Annotated in this window: 16 protein-coding genes; 10 read left to right on the plus strand and 6 right to left on the minus strand. The window is 66.5% G+C overall.

Features of this window, described 5'->3' with window-relative positions; translation table 11 throughout:
* Window positions 1-8: 8 nt before the first annotated feature.
* Window positions 9-674, minus strand: coding sequence for an ACT domain-containing protein (locus tag H0193_RS01680; protein ID WP_181888277.1), 666 nt, complete (start codon window positions 672-674; stop codon window positions 9-11).
* Between the two features lie 82 nt (window positions 675-756).
* On the opposite strand from H0193_RS01680, the gene H0193_RS01685 reads away from it, so the two are divergent.
* The 6 genes from H0193_RS01685 (at window position 757) to H0193_RS01710 (ending at window position 6,603) form a co-directional block, all read left to right on the plus strand.
* Window positions 757-1,896 carry a cytochrome P450 gene (locus tag H0193_RS01685; protein WP_181888278.1) on the plus strand — a complete coding sequence of 380 codons (1,140 nt, stop codon included), beginning with the start codon at window positions 757-759 and terminating at the stop codon, window positions 1,894-1,896.
* Between the two features lie 67 nt (window positions 1,897-1,963).
* Complete coding sequence (gene gatC / locus H0193_RS01690) at window positions 1,964-2,263, plus strand: Asp-tRNA(Asn)/Glu-tRNA(Gln) amidotransferase subunit GatC (protein ID WP_070474874.1); 300 nt, start codon at window positions 1,964-1,966, stop codon at window positions 2,261-2,263.
* A 6-nt stretch (window positions 2,264-2,269) separates the two neighbouring features.
* Window positions 2,270-3,751, plus strand: a complete 1,482-nt coding sequence (gene gatA, locus H0193_RS01695; RefSeq protein WP_181888279.1) for an Asp-tRNA(Asn)/Glu-tRNA(Gln) amidotransferase subunit GatA — start codon at window positions 2,270-2,272, stop codon at window positions 3,749-3,751.
* Window positions 3,726-5,036: an MFS transporter gene (locus H0193_RS01700; RefSeq protein ID WP_338026565.1), complete on the plus strand. Its 1,311-nt coding sequence runs from the start codon at window positions 3,726-3,728 to the stop codon at window positions 5,034-5,036. Before gatA ends, H0193_RS01700 begins: the two co-directional genes overlap by 26 nt.
* A 10-nt stretch (window positions 5,037-5,046) precedes the next feature.
* A complete protein-coding gene (locus tag H0193_RS01705) occupies window positions 5,047-6,078 on the plus strand; it encodes a 6-phosphofructokinase (RefSeq protein ID WP_181888281.1) in 1,032 nt (343 codons plus the stop codon).
* Window positions 6,079-6,603 (plus strand): mismatch-specific DNA-glycosylase, encoded by a 525-nt coding sequence (locus H0193_RS01710; RefSeq protein ID WP_181888282.1) that lies wholly within the window; start codon window positions 6,079-6,081, stop codon window positions 6,601-6,603.
* On the opposite strand, the gene H0193_RS01715 is transcribed toward H0193_RS01710, so the two are convergent.
* Window positions 6,561-7,364, minus strand: coding sequence for a PrsW family glutamic-type intramembrane protease (locus tag H0193_RS01715; RefSeq protein WP_181888283.1), 804 nt, complete (start codon window positions 7,362-7,364; stop codon window positions 6,561-6,563). The genes H0193_RS01710 and H0193_RS01715 overlap by 43 nt on opposite strands.
* Complete coding sequence (locus H0193_RS01720) at window positions 7,364-7,885, minus strand: hypothetical protein (RefSeq protein ID WP_181888284.1); 522 nt, start codon at window positions 7,883-7,885, stop codon at window positions 7,364-7,366. The genes H0193_RS01715 and H0193_RS01720 overlap by 1 nt, the downstream gene beginning before the upstream one ends.
* Window positions 7,886-7,960: 75 nt before the next feature.
* Between H0193_RS01720 and H0193_RS01725 the strand changes: the two genes are divergently transcribed.
* Together H0193_RS01725 and gatB are read left to right on the plus strand one after the other, a co-directional pair.
* Window positions 7,961-8,836 (plus strand): hypothetical protein, encoded by an 876-nt coding sequence (locus H0193_RS01725; RefSeq protein ID WP_181888285.1) that lies wholly within the window; start codon window positions 7,961-7,963, stop codon window positions 8,834-8,836.
* Between the two features lie 107 nt (window positions 8,837-8,943).
* A complete protein-coding gene (gene gatB, locus H0193_RS01730; protein ID WP_181888286.1) occupies window positions 8,944-10,446 on the plus strand; it encodes an Asp-tRNA(Asn)/Glu-tRNA(Gln) amidotransferase subunit GatB in 1,503 nt (500 codons plus the stop codon).
* Between the two features lie 197 nt (window positions 10,447-10,643).
* Here gatB and H0193_RS01735 read toward each other — a convergent pair whose 3' ends face one another.
* Window positions 10,644-12,047 (minus strand): YkvI family membrane protein, encoded by a 1,404-nt coding sequence (locus H0193_RS01735; protein ID WP_181888287.1) that lies wholly within the window; start codon window positions 12,045-12,047, stop codon window positions 10,644-10,646.
* Between the two features lie 178 nt (window positions 12,048-12,225).
* On the opposite strand from H0193_RS01735, the gene H0193_RS01740 reads away from it, so the two are divergent.
* Entirely contained in the window at window positions 12,226-13,086 is an 861-nt protein-coding gene (locus tag H0193_RS01740; protein ID WP_181888288.1) for a DoxX family protein, read from the plus strand.
* Here the strand turns inward: H0193_RS01740 and ilvD are convergent, their stop codons facing one another.
* Window positions 13,087-14,925, minus strand: a complete 1,839-nt coding sequence (gene ilvD, locus H0193_RS01745) for a dihydroxy-acid dehydratase (protein ID WP_181888289.1) — start codon at window positions 14,923-14,925, stop codon at window positions 13,087-13,089.
* A 12-nt stretch (window positions 14,926-14,937) separates the two neighbouring features.
* Window positions 14,938-15,480, minus strand: a complete 543-nt coding sequence (locus tag H0193_RS01750; RefSeq protein WP_181888290.1) for a PH domain-containing protein — start codon at window positions 15,478-15,480, stop codon at window positions 14,938-14,940.
* A gap of 313 nt (window positions 15,481-15,793) precedes the next feature.
* Between H0193_RS01750 and H0193_RS01755 the strand changes: the two genes are divergently transcribed.
* On the plus strand, window positions 15,794-17,587 hold the full coding sequence (locus H0193_RS01755; RefSeq protein WP_236883469.1) for an acetolactate synthase large subunit: 1,794 nt from the start codon (window positions 15,794-15,796) through the stop codon (window positions 17,585-17,587).
* Window positions 17,588-17,589 lie beyond the last annotated feature (2 nt).

Here is a 17,589-nt window from a genome sequence, read left to right on the forward strand (position 1 = left end):
GGTTGCGGCTACCGCAGCATCGCGCCGGTGATACAGCCGAGGTCGCCAATCTCGCGCACCTCGGACGCGAGGAAATCCGGTCCGCCCACACGGCCGACCACCAGCACCATGTCGGTGCCGGGCAGGGGAGTGATGGTGAGCGAAGTGCCGAGCTGGAACCAGGACTCCGGGGCCCAGCCGTCGAAGTCCGGCTGGAGGATGCGCGCGACCTCGATGGGCGGCATCTTTGGGTGCGACCCGTCGTCCTCCGGCGCGGCGGGGGAGGCGGCGGCGCGGGTGAGGCCCTCGTCTGAGGTGCGCAGCACCACGGCCCAGGAGGAGGTCACGGCGCTCGGTATGACGTCGACAAGCTCGCTAATCCGGTCCTCGACGCTTCCGGACTGCGCCGCGATTTGGGCGAGCATCTGGATCTGCCCGCGGCGGTCCACGCGTCCGGTGAACGGGCGGATGGAATCCACCTCCGCGCCGTCGACAGAAGAGACGGCGGTGATCAGGGTGTCCACCATCACACCGGTGGGCAGGGTGACCACGATGTCGTCGGTCACAGCGCCGTCGGTGGAGGTTTCCACAATGTCCACGGAGTTGATGTCGGCGTCGACCATGCCGAACGCCTCGGCGAGCTGACCAAGGCTGCCGGGGACGTCCGGAAGGGAAACGCGGATGAGGTACGACATGGCCTTATTTATAGCAATTCGGCACACCGGCAGCGGGTGTACGGTCGAAACCGCAGCAGTCTTCTAACTAAGGAGGAGCACGATGAGCCGCACCGAAATCCCGCAGACCACACTCGCCGGCGCCGAGCCCCGCGCGGTCGGAGACGCGTTGCTTCGCGACGGCGCGAAGTTGGCTCGCGACGGCAAGGAGGTCGTCGTCACGGGCAACGCTCTCGCCCGCGAAGTGGCGGAGAACCCGGAACAGTTCTCGTCGGGTGTGTCGCGATTTTTGCAGTTGCCCAACGGTCTCGACGGCGAAAAGCACACCGAGATGCGCGCGTTGATCGACCGTTACCTCGCGGCGGAGGAGGTCGAGCAGCTCGATCCGGTGTTCCGCAAGATCGCGCGCCAGTTGGCTGAAGAAGCGCTGTCGAACGGCGAGGTCGACGCCGTCGGCGACTTGGGCGCCCAGTATGCGGTCCGCGCCATGACCGCCTGGCTCGGTTGGCCCAGCGAGCTCGACGACACCCTCATTGCGTGGGTGGCCGACAACAACGCGGCAACGCGGTCCGGCGAACTCGAGCGCACAGCGGCGGTCGCTGAGCGTTTCGACGACATCATTCGCTCCGTCGTGCAGCCTCTCCAGGACAGTCCCGACGATTCGGTCACCTCGCGTCTTGTCTCCGACGACAGTTTCGGTCGACGTCTGGAATTCGAGGAAGTGGTCTCGGTGCTGCGCAACTGGACTGCGGGCGATCTGAGTTCGATGGCCTACTGCATCGGGGTTGTGCTGGACGCGCTGATCGAACGCCCTGAGCTCCAGGACCGCCTCGCAGGCGGCGTTTCGCAAAAGGAGTTCACTGCGATCGCCGACGAAATCCTTCGCGCTGACTCGCCGTTTGTGAGCAACCGGCGAGTGACCACGTGCCCGGTGTCGCTCGACGGGCACGATCTGCCCGAAGGCCAAAGGGTGCGCATCCACTGGACAGCGGCAAACCGCGACCCGGAAACGTTTGCAGACCCGGACGGCTTCGAACCGGAGACGAACGCCGACGAGAACCTGGTCTGGGGCGCCGGGCCGCACGCTTGCCCTGGCAAGACGTTGTCGATCGTTGAGCTTCAAGCATTCACCGAGGAACTCCTCGCAGTGGCGGAGCTATCCAGCGCCGGACAAGGCGAACGGGAGGTTCACCCTGTGGGCGGCTGGGCTTCGCTGCCAGTGCGCCTCACCGCTCGCGGGTGAGCGAATTGCGTTGACGTAAGATAAGGCGCGTCATACGCAACCCACGCGATGTGGAAGGGATTGGACTGTGGCTGAGATTTCACGCGACGAGGTGTCGCGCATCGCACGCCTGGCGCGAATCGCGCTGAAGGACGAGGAGCTGGACGACATTGCCCAGCAGCTGGACACGATCGTGGACGCGGTCTCGAAGGTGCAAAGCGTCGACACGGAGGGTGTCACGCCGATGAGCCACCCGCACTCCATCGACGCAGGTATGCGCGAGGACGTGGAGAAGAAGACGCTGACGCAGGCCGAGGCGCTGGACCAGGCCCCGGCCGTGGAAGACGATCGCTTCGTGGTTCCGCAGATTCTCGGAGAGGGAGACTAGAAGGAAATGACGCAGTACACGATTCCGGCCGAAGGTCTCGTCGCAAAGCCAGCGCACGAGCTCGCCGCAATGATCCAGTCCGGCGAAGTCACCTCCCGCGAGGTCACCCAAGCCTTCCTCGACCGCATCGCTGAGGTCGACGGCGATCTCGGTGCCTTCCTGCACGTCGGCGCCGAGGAGGCGCTCGCGGCTGCGGACAAGGTGGACGAGCAGGTGAAAAGCGGCGAGGAGCCGGCCTCCAAACTTGCAGGCGTGCCGCTTGCGCTGAAGGATCTGCTGGTCACCACCGACGCGCCGACCACCGCCGCGTCGAAGATGCTTGAGGGCTACATGAGCCCGTACGACGCCACCGTGGTGGCCAAGCTGCGCGCGGCCGGCATCCCGATTCTGGGCAAGACCAACCTGGACGAGTTCGCCATGGGGTCGTCCACGGAGAACTCCGCGTACAAGCAGACGAAGAACCCGCACGACCTGGAGCGCGTCCCTGGCGGCTCCGGCGGCGGCACCGCGGCGGCGCTCGCGTCCGGCGAGGCCCCGCTGGGCATCGGCACCGACACCGGCGGCTCGATCCGCCAGCCGGCATCGCTGACCGGCACCGTGGGCGTGAAGCCGACCTACGGCGGCGTGTCCCGCTACGGCGTCATCGCCTGCGCGTCCTCCCTGGACCAGGTGGGCCCGTGCGCGAACAACGTGCTGGACACCGCGCTGCTGCACGAGATCATCGGCGGCCACGACGAATTCGACGCCACCTCCGTGGACCGCGAGGTCCCGGCGCTCGCCGACGCCGCCCGCGAGGGCGCTTCCGGCGACCTGAAGGGCGTGAAGATCGGCCGCGTGAAGCAGTTCGAGCGCCCCGGCACGCAGGACGGCGTGAAGGACGCCATCGACAAGGCCTACGCGCAGCTTGAGGCGCAGGGCGCGGAGATCGTCGAGGTGGATTGCCCGAGCTTCGAAGACGTCATGGGCGCGTACTACCTGATTCAGACCTCCGAGGTCAGCTCCAACCTCGCCCGCTTCGACGGCATGCGCTACGGCCAGCGCGTCGGCGACGACGGCTCCCGCTCCGCCGAGGAAGTCATGGCCGCCACCCGCGGCGAGGGCTTCGGCGCGGAGGTCAAGCGCCGCATCATCCTGGGCACCTACGCGCTGTCTGTGGGCTACTACGACGCGTACTACCTGCAGGCGCAGCGTGTGCGCACCCTGGTGGCGCAGGACTTTGCCAAGGCATTCGAGCTTTGCGACGTCATCGCCGCCCCGTCAACGCCCACCACAGCGTTCAAGCTGGGCGACAAGGTGGACGACCCGCTGGCGATGTACAACTTCGACCTGTTCACCCTGCCGCTGAACCTGGCCGGCCTGCCCGGCATGTCGGTGCCGGCGGGCGAGGCGTCCGACACCAACCTGCCGGTGGGCCTGCAGCTGATCGCCCCGGCCTTCGAGGACGCGCGCTTGTACCGCGTGGGTGCCGCTTTTGAAGCCGGCCGTTAATCCCTGGAATACCCTCGCAGCCCTGGCTGCGGGGTATTTTCTTGTCCTGATCGATCAGGGCTTCATGCCCGTGATCACGCCGCTTTTGCCTTTCGACGTCAGCTCCGCCGTGTGGCTGACCAGCATCTACCTGCTGTGCACGGTGGCCCCGATGCCGGCGACGGGCAAACTTGGCGACGCCTTCGGGCAACGCCGCGTCTTCCTCATCGGCTTAGCCATCTACGTGGCCGCACTAGTGTTCGCGGGCGCGTCCTGGTCGTTCTGGGCCCTGGTGGTGGCCCGCGGCCTGCAGGGTGCGGGCGCCGCAGTGTTTTTGCCGCAGGCGTTCGGGCTGATCCCGCGCGTGTTCGCGGAGGACAAACAAGGCCGGGCGTTCGCCGCCTGGGGCGTGATCGGCTCCGTGGCGTCCCTGATCGGCCCGGTGGTCGGCGGGGCAGTGGCAGACGGCTTCGGCTGGCGCGCGGCGTTCTTCGCCCAAGCCGCGCTCGGCGCGGTCGCGCTTGTCGCCGGGCTGGTTGCGCTGCCGCGGCTGCCGCGCAGCGGCGAGCGGGTGACCCTGCTGCCGGTGCTGCTGTCGTTCGGCGGGCTGGGGCTTTTGGTCTACGGCATCCAGTTCGGGCAGTGGCCCTCGATCCTCTTCGGTGCTCTGCTGATCGGCGTGCTGGTGCTCTCCGCCCGCAACGGCACCGACGACGGGTTCCTGCCCCTGGAGCTCATGCTCAACCGCTCGTTCGCCCTCGGCGCCCTGGGCGTGTTCGCGATGGGCTTTACCGTGGCGTCGATGTTCATCCCGCTGATGTACTGGCTGCAAACCGTCGCCGGAGCCTCGCCGACGGCATCCGGCGCGATCACCGCGCCCATGTCCGTGTTCGCGCTCGTGCTCACCCCGGTGGCCGGGTACCTGACGGACCGTCGCGACCCGGGCAAGCTCTGCGCCGCGGGCTTTACCGTCTCCGCGGCCGGGTTAGCGCTCGCGATCGCGCTGATCCACACAGGGGCGGGCGTGTGGTTGTTTACCGCAGTGACCTCGCTTCTGGGCATCGGCGGCGCGTTCGTGTGGGCGCCCAACGCCGCGGTGACCATGCGCGGCATCCCCGAGCACGAAACGGGGGCGGCCTCGGGGCTCTACAACACCGCCCGCCAGGTCGGCTCGGTGCTTGGCGTGGCTCTGGTGGGCGTGGTGCTCGCCTCCGGGGCCATCGAATCCACGGCCGGTTTAGCGCTCGCGCTGCCGTGCGCCGCGATGCTGATCGGGGCGGTGTCATCGCTTCGTCTTCGGGGGTAGCCTGGCAGTCATGCGACTTGCCACTTTGACCTCCGGCGGCGACTGCCCCGGCCTGAACGCCGTCATCCGCGGCATCGTCCGCACCGCCAACACGGAGTATGGCTCCACCGTCGTGGGCTACCGCGACGGCTGGGTGGGCCTGATGGAGGACCGCCGCGTCGACCTCTACGACGACGCCTACATGGACTCCCTCCTCCTGCGCGGCGGCACCGTGCTGGGAACCGGCCGCCTCCACCCGGACAAGTTCAAGGCCGGGCTGGACACCATCAAGGCCAACCTGGACGACGCCGGCGTGGACGCCCTGATCGCCATCGGCGGCGAGGGCACGCTCAAGGGCGCGAAGTGGCTTTCCGACAACGGCATCCCCGTCGTCGGCGTGCCCAAGACCATCGACAACGACGTCGCCGCGACCGACTACACCTTCGGCTTCGACACCGCCGTGTCCGTCGCCACCGACGCCATCGACCGGTTGCACACCACGGCCGAGTCCCACAACCGCATCCTCATCGTTGAGGTGATGGGCCGCCACGTCGGCTGGATCGCCCTCCACGCCGGCATGGCCGGCGGCGCCCACTACACCGTGATCCCGGAGGAGCCGTTCGACATCGCCGAGATCTGCAAGGCCATGGAGCGCCGGTTCCAGATGGGGGAGAAGTACGGCATCATCGTCGTCGCCGAGGGCGCGACGCCTAAGGAAGGCACCATGGACGCCGGCCTGGGCGAGGAAGACGAGTTCGGCCACAAGACCTTCAACGGCATGGGCCAAATCATCGGCGACGAGGTGAAAAAGCGCCTCGGCTACGACGTGCGCACCACGGTGCTCGGCCACACCCAGCGAGGCGGCACGCCAACCGCCTACGACCGCGTGCTGGCCACCCGCTACGGCGTCCACGCCGCCCGCGCCGCCCACGAGGGCAACTTCGGCTCCTGCGTGGCGCTGCACGGCGAGGACATCGAACTCGTGGCGCTCGAGGACGCCGTAGCGCACCTCAAGACCGTGCCGGAGCGCCGCTACACCACCGCGAAGGCCATGTTCACGTAGATGCACGACCGTATCCCGGACCCCTGCCGTCTCCTCATCGTCGGCATCAACCCCGGCCGCCTCACCGAGGAGGTGGACGCGCCCTTCGCGTTCCCGGGCAACCGCTTCTGGCCGGCGCTCGAGGCCGCGGGCATCACGCCCTACCGCGTCCACGCCAACGAGGGGCTGTCCGACAAGGACGCCGCTATGCTCGCCGAGCTCGGCATCGGGTTCACCAATCTGGTGAACCGCATGACGCCGAAGGCGTCCGACCTCACCAAGACAGAGCTTGTTGAGGGAGGCGAGGTCGTGCGGAGTGTCGTCGAAAAGCATCGGCCTAAAGCCGTCATGTTCGCAGGCATCGGGGCGTACCGCGATGCCTATCGACGACCAAAGGCCACCCGCGGCCTCCAGCCCGAGACCCTCGCCGGCGTGCCGGTGTGGGTGGTGGGCAACCCCAGCGGGCTCAATGCGCACGAGACGGTGGTCACGCTCGCGGAGAGCTACCGCGAGGTGTGGGAGGCGACGGCTCGGGAGCGGCGGTAGAGCCAGATCAACAGCACCCACAGCAAGATCGTGATCGCGATCGAGCCGAAGAGACTCGCGACACCGGGAAGCTCTTTGGAGGCGTTGAACGCCCCGTGGATCGCGGCGGCGAGGAGGAACCAACCGATGAGCCGCGACACGCGCCAGCCGAGAGGCTGATCGGTGCGGCACAGGAATTGGCCGAGGCCCCACGCCGCCAGACCGGTGTACACGGCGTGCGAGAACGGGCCCGTGACAACCATTACGAGCATTGACGCGACACCGTCGTAGTACTCGGACTGCAGATCTAGCGCCGCCGCGATCGCGGAATTGTTCACGGTCTCGGCGACGGTGTATCCCGCGCCGATGGCCATGCCGACCACGGCTGCCTCGACGGGCCGGCGCACCGGCGCGAAAGCGGCGATGACAAGGAACGCAGCCAGTAGTTTGGCAGTCTCCTCCGGAATCGAGGAAAACAGGTACGTAACAGCGTCGGGCAGCTCCTGCGCCGCGGCGAGGTACGCGGAGTTGACGAAGGGCACTACGCCGCACAAGCCCGCCGCGGCAATCATGCCGACTGGCAGCCACCACGGATTCTCAGGCCGTCCTGGGTGGCGGTGCAAAAGGAGCCACGCCACCGCGACAGAAATGAGGACGAATGCCGCCGCTGCAGCGCCGAACGCGGGCGTCCACGGCACCTGGGTGAGCGCGTAGACGTAGCGCGCCACGCCCGCGAGGATGACCAGGCCAGCGATGCCTTGGAAAATACGGTTCTTCTGCACTACCGGGCCTCCTCTTCGACTAGACGCTCGACGATCTCTTGGCCGGCGGCGAGAGCCGTTGCCACGTACACCGTGAGGTCACCGCGTTCGACGGCGGCGACGGAAATGTCGTTGCGGTGCACCGCGTACACCCCGGGCGCTGGCTGATCGAGCTCGTCCGTGTCGATTCGCTCGCCGTCTGCTGCCAGCCAGTACATGCGCGTGACCGCGTTGGCGCGCTCGGCCTCGTCGGTCATGGTGTAGTCGGTGCGCAGCTGGATTTTCGTGCCGTCACAGTCCCACACCCACGTGCCGGTGCCGTCACCCGCACTGTCGGCGGCAGCAGTCTGGGTGCACTGTAGAGGAGCGCCGTCCGCGTCGCGCAGTGTGACGCCACCAGCGGACACCTCCGTGGTGGCGGGCTCGCCTCCCTCCGCCGCTGCCTGGGCCACGAATGGTGCCGCCAAGATGAGCGCTCCGACGGCGACGATCCCTATGGTGCCGGTGCGGGTGTTTTTGTCAGAAAAATCGGGGAAATTCACTTGAGCCAGCATAGGGAAACCCTCTCTCGTTCGCATCGGGGTCCTATATGTGCGGGGAGTGGCTAGGGTGATCGCATGAGTCTGCTTGACCAGATGACTAACGCCTACGAGGCGTGGATGCCTCAACAGCTACGCGAGTGGTACACCGCAGACCAGCGGCGTGAGCTCGCGGTGAAGGAGATGCGCCCGCAGGCCGAGCACACTGCCGACGTGGACTTCGGCGCTGGCTTCCGCGACCATCTGAAACCCCTCGGCGGGCCGGACATGTCCGACCCTCTGGCGTGGGCGAACCGGCGCGTGGAGTTTGCGGACGGGCACTGGTGCGTCGCCGGGATCCGCTTTTTGGGGCTGGACCCGGAAAAGCCGTTCGTGCACGTCGTCGCCACGTCGGTGCCGCCGCAGCTCGCTCTCCTAGACGCGTACGCCGAGCAGCTGCACCGCGAGTTCGCGGACTTCGGCCCGCTGGCCATCCGCTTCGAGCTGCCGAACCCGCCGGAGGACGCGGACATCGACCAGTGGATCATCGCCGGGCTCGTCTCCGGGCTGCGGCGGAAACCGCGTCGCCCGCAACACGAACGCGTGCGCCTTACCCCGGCGGACCCCGCGGAGACGGCAGGATATGCCGACGAGGTGCTCGGCAACGTCGCAAAGCAGTTGCCCGAGGTGCGCACCTGGACGGAGGCCGCAACTCTGGAGCAACTGCAACGCTGCGCGGACACGGGCGCGCTGCGCGAAATCGAGGTGGACGGGCAGCGCGCGGGCATCATCGCCGCAGCCCGCGACGACGCAAACGGCATGCGCGGATTCCAGGTCTACGAATTCCTCCTCGACGACAATGCTCGCGGACGCGGCCTCGCACCGGCGGCGATGCAGTTGCTTTGCGACGTCCTACCGGCCCAAACCGGCGACACATTGTGGGGAAGGTGCACGTGGGCAATGGGCCGTCGATAGGCAATGCGCTCGCTGTCGGCCGTGAGAAGACCGCCGCATTTGTGTGGGTGCGGCGGCGCGGCGAGCTGTAGCGCGGGTGCGCGGGGCGGGGCAGTAGACTGATGCGCATGACTGCGTACGACCTGATGGATTACGACGAAGTACTGGAAAAGTACGACCCCGTGATGGGCCTTGAGGTGCACGTCGAGCTCGCCACCGAGACGAAGATGTTCTCCACCTCCTCCGCCCACTTCGGCGCGGAGCCGAACACCAACATCGACCCGGTCTCGCTCGGGCTGCCGGGCGCGCTGCCGGTGGTCAACGCCAAGGGCGTGGAGTGGGCCATCAAGATCGGCCTGGCGCTGAACTGCAAGATCGCCGAGTCCTCGCGGTTTGCGCGCAAGAACTACTTCTACCCGGACCAGCCGAAGAACTACCAGATCTCCCAGTACGACGAGCCAATCGCCTACGACGGCTACCTGGACGTCGTGCTCGAGGACGGCACCGAGTGGCGCGTGGAGATCGAGCGCGCGCACATGGAGGAAGACACCGGCAAGCTCACCCACCTGGGTTCCGCCTCCGGCCGCATCACCGGCGCAACCGCGTCGCTTGTGGACTGCAACCGCGCGGGCATCCCGCTGATCGAGATCGTGACTAAGCCGATCATCGGCGCCGGCGAGCGCGCACCTGAGGTGGCGAAGGCCTACGTGGGCGCGCTGCGCGAGCTGGTCAAAGCCCTCGGCGTCTCCGACGCCCGCATGGACCAGGGCAGCATGCGTTGCGACGCCAACGTGTCCCTGCGCCCGGTCGGCCAGGAAAAGTTCGGCACCCGCACCGAGACGAAGAACATCAACTCCCTGAAGTCCGTGGAGCAGGCCGTGCGCTTTGAGATGCAGCGCCAGGCCGCCGTGCTGCAAGACGGCGGGGAAGTGGTGCAGGAGACCCGCCACTACCAGGAGAAGGACGGCACCACCTCCAAGGGCCGCCCGAAGGAAGAGGCTTCCGACTACCGCTACTTCAACGACCCGGATCTGCCGCCGGTGATCGCGAAGCCGGAGTGGGTCGAGGAGATTCGCGCGACCCTGCCGGAGCTGCCGTGGGTGCGCCGCGCACGCATCCAGGAGGAGTGGCAGCTGCCGGAGAAGGAGTTCCGCGACCTGGTCAACGCCGGTGCGCTCGACCTGATCGTGGACACCGTTGAGGCCGGCGCCACCCCAGATGAGGCCCGCGCCTGGTGGGTCTCTTACATCAACGGCAAGGCCAACGAGTCTGGCAAGGACCTGGACGCGCTCGGCGTCACCCCGGCCGACGTGGCCCGCGTGGTGGAGCTGGTCAAGGAAGGCAAGTTGACCACCAAGCTGGGCCGCCAGGCCATCGACGGCGTCATCGCCGGCGAGGGTGCTGTCGACGAGGTCGTCGCCGCACGCGGCCTCGAGGTCGTGCGCGACGACGGCGCGATTGAGAAGGCTGTCGACGAGGCGCTGGCCGCCAACCCGGACATCGTGGAGAAGTACCGCGCCGGCAACAAGAAGGTCACCGGCGCCATCGTCGGCGCCGTGATGAAGGCGACCCAGGGCAAGGCCGATCCGGGGCAGGTCAACCAGCTCATCGCGAAGAAGCTCGCGGAGTAGCGTCTAACTTCACTAACCCGCCACGAAACCGGCTACCTAGAACCGGCTACCACACGAAATATCTGCTGGTAGCCGGGTGTAGGAAGCCGGTTTTCGCGTCGTTGCCGCGGGATCCCGACGATTCCGAGGCGCCACGCAAAACCCCGACCAACAAACGTTGGCCGGGGCGGAGCTGGACGTCGTAAAGCGAAACGCGCTTACTTGTCCTGGGGCTTGACGGCGGGGAACTCGCCCGTCTTGTACATCTCCTCGTACGCCTCCCAGTGGATCTTCTCGCCCTGGGAATCCGGAGCGCCGGCGTAGGAGTCGGACTCGGGGTCCAGGGCCGGGACGGTCTTGATGTCGAAGTCGCTGGAGGAGTCGGCGTGCATGTCAGCCGCCACTTCCTCCTGCACGGACTGCCACAGCTCGCTGCCGCCGACGTTGGAGTCGGAGGTCAGCTCGTCGACCTCGCTGCGCTCCGCACCGGTGAGATCCGAGCTCTCGGGGTCCAGCTGGCTGCCGGCGAGCTCGGCCAGGCGCTCGCGGCGGCCCGTCTCGTCCTGGATGTTCTTGCGGTCGCGGAACCAGGCAACGCCCATGACGATGCCCAGCACGAGGCCCAGGTAGCCCAGGACCGGGTAGACCCAGCCGACCAGGTCGGCGAAGCCGATGAAGGACAGCGCGAAGCCGACCAGCACGACGATGCCGTAGTAGACGCGGAACTTGCCCGGCTTGTCGTTGCTCAGGCGGCGGCCGAGGGCGTAGAAGAGGCCAACGGCGGTGTTGTAGATCATCAGGTAGATCACGATGGACACGAACACGCCCACGGCTGGGTGCATGGTGTCGAAGACCTTCAGCAGCGGCAGGTCGGCGTCCATGACGTTTTCCATGTTGCAGAACAGGATGAACACCAGGATCATCAGCAGCACCGCGAACATGATGCCGCCGAGCAGGCCGCCCTTGCCGGTCTTGGCCGGGTTCATGTGGGAGCCGGCGAAGACGAGCATCATGGAGGTGTCCATGATCATCACCAGCGTGGCGTAGTTCAGCGCGGTGATCAGCCAGTTGTCGAAGGTGCCGGATGCGTGCGGGTTGGTCTGGGCGATCTCGTTGATGTAGCCGAAGTCGTCCGGGATGTTCATCAGCGTGATCACGAATGCGCCGAGCAGGCAGATGATCAGCAGCGGCGTGATAAAGGAGATCACGCTGGTGAGACGGTCAACGTCGAGAAGCCCGGAGAGCAAAAGCAGCACGACCATGATGGCCGAGCCAACCCAGGTGGGGAAGCCGAACTGCTGCTCCAGGTTGGCGCCTGCGCCGGCGACCATGACGAAGCCGATGCAGAACAGTGTGAACATGGTGGTGATGTCCATGTACTTGGCCAGCCATGGTCTGGACACGCTGCGGAAGACCACACTGTGGTTGTCTGCCAGGTAGTAGGAGCCGAGCTGGTAGACCCAGCCGCTGAACACAGCGATGGCGGTGCCGGCCACCGCGGCGCCGAGGATGCCCCAGTAACCGAATGACAGGAAGTACTGGATCACCTCCTGGCCGGATGCGAAGCCCGCGCCGACCGTGAGGCCCACAAGCGCAAGGGCGATTTTAAAGGTTTTACCCATAATTTTCCTCAAAGAAATCTAGAAAAAGAGCGGAGCCGAGGGTAACACCATTAAGGGGCCATTGCTAGCCGACGCCCACAGGTTCTCCCCGCCAACAGCGCAGCGCACAGGCTCGGATTTGCTGTTTCAACGGCGCGTTACCAAGGATCAGGCAGCGCTTTCGCATACATTTGTTGGCATGGCTAACAACCCACGTGACCTCACGCCTAATGAGCAAAACGATCTGACGAACCTGGATTCTCCTGAGGTGCCGGAGTACACCGGCGACGCGAGGAGCGCCTCGGACGGCCTGTACACCCGCACGGGCAAGGCCGCGCCGACGGAGATTTTCCCGCGCGGCGAACAGGCGGACGGGCCGCTGATCCCGCAGTCTCCGGAGACCACCTCGTTTGCGGGCACCTCTGAAACGGTGGCTGTGAACCGCGAGCCGGCGTACACCGCTGCGACGCCTACGTACGCAACCGACACCACGGAGCCGGTCTACGCAGAGACGGCCGAGCCGGTCGTGGTGGAGGACGAGACCCGCCGCGGCACCACGGACTTCGGCCTGTTTTTGATGCGCCTGTTCCTCGGCGCGTTTTTGATCATCGACTCTGTGGGCACCTTCTTCCGACTCGGCGGCAACGAGGGCATCTCCGGGCTAGAGAGCGCCTTCGCGGATTACCCGTACGGCTCCGGCCTTGCCGTTGTCGTGCCCACCCTGGAGCTGGCCGCCGGCGTGTTCCTGGTGCTGGGTCTGCTCACCCCGGTTGCGGCGCTGGTCGCCATCGCCGTGACCGGCTTTATGGCGCTGCACGCGTTCACTGAACAACCGGACGGTTTCAACGTCTTCGCCTGGACCCCGGAGACCTGGGTGCCGGTCATGCTGCTGGCTGCGTCCCTGGTGGTGCAGTTCACCGGTCCGGGCCGCTACGGCGTCGACGCGTCGCGCGGCTGGGCCAAGCGCCCGCTGGTTTCCAGCTGGATCTGCGCGCTGCTCGGCCTGGCGGCAGCCGGGCTGATGTGGTGGTTCGGCACCGGCATCAACCCGGTCGCCTAGTTAGTCCACCTGGCGCACGGCACCTTTGTCGGCGCTGGTGGCCATCTTCGCGTACGCACGCAAAGCCTTCGACACCTCACGGACGCGGTTCGGCGTCCAGGGGTTGTCGGAGGCTTCCATCGCTTCGCGGCGCTTTTGCAGCTCCGCCTCGTCCACGTCGAGCTTCAGCTCGCGGTTGGACACGGAGATGGAGATGGTGTCGCCGTCTTCAATCAGGCCGATCAGGCCGCCTGCCGCTGCCTCGGGGGAGATGTGGCCGATCGAAAGCCCGGAAGTGCCGCCGGAGAAGCGCCCGTCCGTGATCAGGGCGCACTTCTTGCCCAGGCCGGCGCCCTTCAAGAACGACGTCGGGTGCAGCATCTCCTGCATGCCCGGCCCGCCGGCGGGGCCCTCGTAGCGGATCACCACGACCTCGCCCTCGAGCACCTCGCGGTTGAGGATCATCGAAACGGCCTGCTCCTGCGAGTCCACCACGTGCGCAGGGCCGGTGAACTCCCACAGTCCTTCTTCCACGCCGGCGGTCTTCAAAATCGCGCCGTCGGGCGCGAGGTTGCCGCGCAGCACCACCAGGCCGCCGTCGGAGGTGAAGGGGTGCTCGACGTCGTGGATGACGCCGTTTGCCGCGTCGGTGTCCAGCTCGGCCCACCGCGCGCTCTGGGAGAACGCCTTCGTGGTGCGCTCGCCGCCGGGAGCGGCGTGGTACAGCTCCAGCGCCTCGTCGGTGGCGGACCCGCCGCGGATGTCCCAGTCGGAGAGCCATTCGCTTAACGACGGATACGCGATCGAGTGCACATCCGCATGCAGCAGGCCTGCGCGGTTGAGCTCGCCCAGAATCGCCGGGATGCCGCCAGCGCGGTGGACATCTTCGACGTGGGCTTCGCCGTTCGGCGCCACCTTAGACAGGCACGGGATCTGGTGGGACAGATCGTCGATGTCGTGCAGGTCGAAGTCGATCTCGCCCTCTTGGGCCGCGGCGAGGATGTGCAGGATGGTGTTGGTGGAGCCGCCCATGGCCATGTCCAGCGCCATGGCGTTGCGGAAGGCGTGGACGTTGGCGACGTTACGGGGCAGGACGGATTCGTCGCCCTGGCCGTAGTAGCGCTCGCACAGCTCCATGACGGTGCGGCCGGCCTTTTCAAACAGCTCGCGGCGAGCAGTGTGGGTGGCAAGGGTGGTGCCGTTGCCAGGCAAGGACAGGCCGAGTACCTCGGTGAGGCAGTTCATGGAGTTGGCGGTGAACATGCCGGAGCAGGAGCCGCAGGTGGGGCAGGCGTTGTTGGCGACGGCGTCGAGCTCGTCGTCGGACACGCCGTCGTTGGCGGACAGCGCGATCGCGTCGATGAGGTCGGACTTCGGCTTGGTCACCCCGCCGACGGAGAACGCCTTGCCGGCCTCCATTGGGCCGCCGGAGACGAACACGGACGGGATGTTCAGGCGCATCGCGGCGTTGAGCATGCCCGGGGTGATCTTGTCGCAGTTGGAGATGCACACCATGGCGTCGACGGTGTGCGCGTTGACCATGTACTCCACCGAGTCGGTGATGATCTCGCGGGACGGCAGGGAATACAGCATGCCGGAGTGCCCCATGGCGATGCCGTCGTCGACGGCGATGGTGTTGAACTCCTTGGGCACTCCGCCGGCGGCGCGCACGGCGTCCGCGACGATGTCGCCGACCTCTTTCAGGTGCACATGCCCCGGAACGAATTGGGTGTAGGAGTTCACAATGGCCACGATCGGCTTGCCAAACTCGTTTTCGCCGGTGCCGGTGGCGCGCCACAGTGCGCGGGCGCCTGCGGCCTGGCGGCCGATGGTGGTGACGCGTGAGCGAAGTGGGATCACGGTGTTTACTCCTTAAGCTTCAGGGGAAGTTTTCGGCGCGGACGGGCGCGGGCCCGGCAGGTCCGGGTGCTCGGCTACGTAGGCGTCGTACTCTTCGCGGGAGAGCAGAACCTTGTGGCCGCCCTTGTCGATGATTTCGTACTTGCCGTCGGCAGCCTCCTGGGCTGCGGTGATCACGTCGGTGATGCGGCCGTTGGAGGCCTCGGCCAGGTCGGGCAGGGAATTGAAGGTCACGCCGGGCAGCGGGTGCTCCGCGCCGTCGACAGTTACCGCGTTGACGGCGGAGCCCTTGAAGGCGAGGCCTTTCAGGTCGCGCCACGGCAGGGTGGTGTTCTTGCGCACGAGGTACTTGGCGGTGATGCCGCGCTCGTCCACGGTGGTGGAGGAGGCCAGCACCCACGCCAGCCAGATGGCGGGGAAAATCAGCAGCCAGGCCAGGTACTTCGGCGCCCAGAGGATGCCCATCAGGGCGATGCCGGTGGCAAGCACGATGGCGAGGATGTGCTCGCGCGTCGGCTTGAAAACGTGCTGGGTGTGCTCCGGCGTGTCAGTCATAGTTCGGAATGGTAGTCACCTTTGGTACGTCGATAGGCAATAGCCCGTAATTTAAATACTTGAATAAAAACCCCCGCGACGTTGCCTGTGCCACTACAGTTTGAAATCGTGATCAACGAGCGACTTGTAATTATTCTCTCCCGACGGCGCTTGCCGTAGCGGGTGCGTTTTACACGCCGCTGACACACCAAGCGCCCTCGAGAGCACATCGCTCGCCGGGGGCTTTTGTTGTATTGGATCGCGATTGACAAGCAGAGTCGAGCAAGCAAGGAGCCTTCACGTGGCAGCTGCAGAGAAAAGAAAGCCCGAACGCATGACGGGTGCGGACGCAGTCGTGCGCAGCCTCGAGGAACTGGGCACCGAGATCGTATTCGGTCTGCCCGGTGGTGCAGTGCTCCCGCTTTACGACGCGCTGTTCCGCGCCGAGAAACTGCGCCACGTGCTGGTGCGCCACGAGCAAGGCGCAGGACACGCCGCGGAAGGCTACGCGGTGGCCTCCGGCAATGTGGGCGTGTGCATCGCCACCTCCGGTCCGGGCGCGACCAACCTGGTCACCCCGATTGCGGATGCCTACCTTGATTCGGTGCCGATGGTGGCCATCACCGGCCAGGTCGGCTCGCCGCTTTTGGGTACCGACGCGTTCCAGGAGGCGGACATCCGCGGCGTGACCATGCCGATTACCAAGCACAACCTCATGGTGTCCAAGGCGGAGGAGATCCCCAGCGCAATCGCCGCGGCCTTTCATATCGCCTCCACCGGCCGCCCCGGCCCGGTGCTGGTGGACATCCCGAAAGACGTGCAAAACGCCGAGATCGAATTCGCGTGGCCGCCGAAGGTGGACCTGCCGGGCTACAAGCCGAACACGAAGCCGCACAACCGTCAGATCGCGCAGGCGGCGAAGATGATTGCCAAGGCGAAGCGCCCCGTGCTCTACATCGGCGGCGGCGTGGTCAAGGCGAACGCGCACAAGCAGCTGGCCAAGTTCGTGGAAGCCACCGGCATCCCGGTGGTGACCACCCTGATGGCGCTCGGGGCGTTCCCGCACGACCACCCGCTCTACCTGGGCATGCCCGGCATGCACGGCACCGTGCCCGCGGTGGGCGCGTTCCAAGAGTCCGACCTGCTCATCGCGATCGGCGCGCGTTTCGACGACCGCGTCACCGGCGACACCGACACCTTCGCGCCGCACGCGAAGGTCATCCACGCCGACATCGACCCGGCAGAGGTGGGCAAGATCCGCCCGGTTGATGTGCCGATCGTCGGCGACGCCAAGCGGGTGCTGTCCGAGCTCACCGACTACTTCGACGACAAAGGCAAAGTCAAGGCGCCCAGCATCGAGCCGTGGATCGACCGCCTGGCGGACTTGAAGAAGCGCTTCCCGCGCGGCTACGAAGAGCACACCGACGGCACCCTTGCACCCCAGTTCGTCCTGGAGACGCTGTCGAAGACCGCAGGCCCGGACGCGATCTACGTCTCGGGCGTGGGCCAGCACCAGATGTGGGCCGCCCAGTTCATCGACTACGACAAGCCGCGGCACTGGATCAACTCCGGCGGCGCCGGCACCATGGGCTTTTCCATCCCCGCCGCGCTGGGGGCGAAGGCCGCGATGCCGGACAAAGAGGTGTGGGCCATTGACGGCGACGGCTGCTTCCAGATGACCAACCAGGAGCTCACCACCGCCGCCCTCGAGGGGTTCCCGATCAAGGTGGCCCTGATCAACAACGGCAACCTGGGCATGGTGCGCCAGTGGCAGACCTTGTTCTACGACGGGCACTACTCGCACACCAAGCTCGGCGGCGAGGTCTACGTCCCCGACTTTGTGAAGTTGTCCGAGGCGCTCGGCGCGGTGTCGTTCCGCGTCACGTCCGCCGACGAGGTGGAAGAGGCGATCCAGCGCGCCCACGAGATCAACGACCGCCCGGTGGTGGTCGAGTTCGTTGTCGGCGAGGACGCGCAGGTGTGGCCGATGATCGCGGCGGGCACCTCCAACTCCGACATCGAGTACGCGCGCGGCATGCGCCCGTTCTTCGGCGAGGAGGAGTCTGCGGCGGAGTCGCCGGAGACCATCAACGACACCATCGAAGCGCTCGACCAGGAGGGAAACTAACC

The sequence above is a fragment of the Corynebacterium haematomassiliense genome (assembly GCF_013978595.1).
Classification (GTDB): domain Bacteria; phylum Actinomycetota; class Actinomycetes; order Mycobacteriales; family Mycobacteriaceae; genus Corynebacterium; species Corynebacterium lehmanniae.

Excerpts from the sequence above, each read along its gene's own strand:
- H0193_RS01680 (WP_181888277.1), bottom strand. The coding sequence starts at position 674 with ATGTCGTACCTCATCCGCGTTTCCCTTCCGGACGTCCCCGGCAGCCTT.
- H0193_RS01685 (WP_181888278.1), top strand. The coding sequence starts at position 757 with ATGAGCCGCACCGAAATCCCGCAGACCACACTCGCCGGCGCCGAGCCC.
- gatA (WP_181888279.1), top strand. The coding sequence starts at position 2,270 with ATGACGCAGTACACGATTCCGGCCGAAGGTCTCGTCGCAAAGCCAGCG.
- H0193_RS01705 (WP_181888281.1), top strand. The coding sequence starts at position 5,047 with ATGCGACTTGCCACTTTGACCTCCGGCGGCGACTGCCCCGGCCTGAAC.
- H0193_RS01710 (WP_181888282.1), top strand. The coding sequence starts at position 6,079 with ATGCACGACCGTATCCCGGACCCCTGCCGTCTCCTCATCGTCGGCATC.
- H0193_RS01725 (WP_181888285.1), top strand. The coding sequence starts at position 7,961 with ATGAGTCTGCTTGACCAGATGACTAACGCCTACGAGGCGTGGATGCCT.
- gatB (WP_181888286.1), top strand. The coding sequence starts at position 8,944 with ATGACTGCGTACGACCTGATGGATTACGACGAAGTACTGGAAAAGTAC.
- H0193_RS01735 (WP_181888287.1), bottom strand. The coding sequence starts at position 12,047 with ATGGGTAAAACCTTTAAAATCGCCCTTGCGCTTGTGGGCCTCACGGTC.
- H0193_RS01740 (WP_181888288.1), top strand. The coding sequence starts at position 12,226 with ATGGCTAACAACCCACGTGACCTCACGCCTAATGAGCAAAACGATCTG.
- H0193_RS01750 (WP_181888290.1), bottom strand. The coding sequence starts at position 15,480 with ATGACTGACACGCCGGAGCACACCCAGCACGTTTTCAAGCCGACGCGC.
- H0193_RS01755 (WP_236883469.1), top strand. The coding sequence starts at position 15,794 with ATGACGGGTGCGGACGCAGTCGTGCGCAGCCTCGAGGAACTGGGCACC.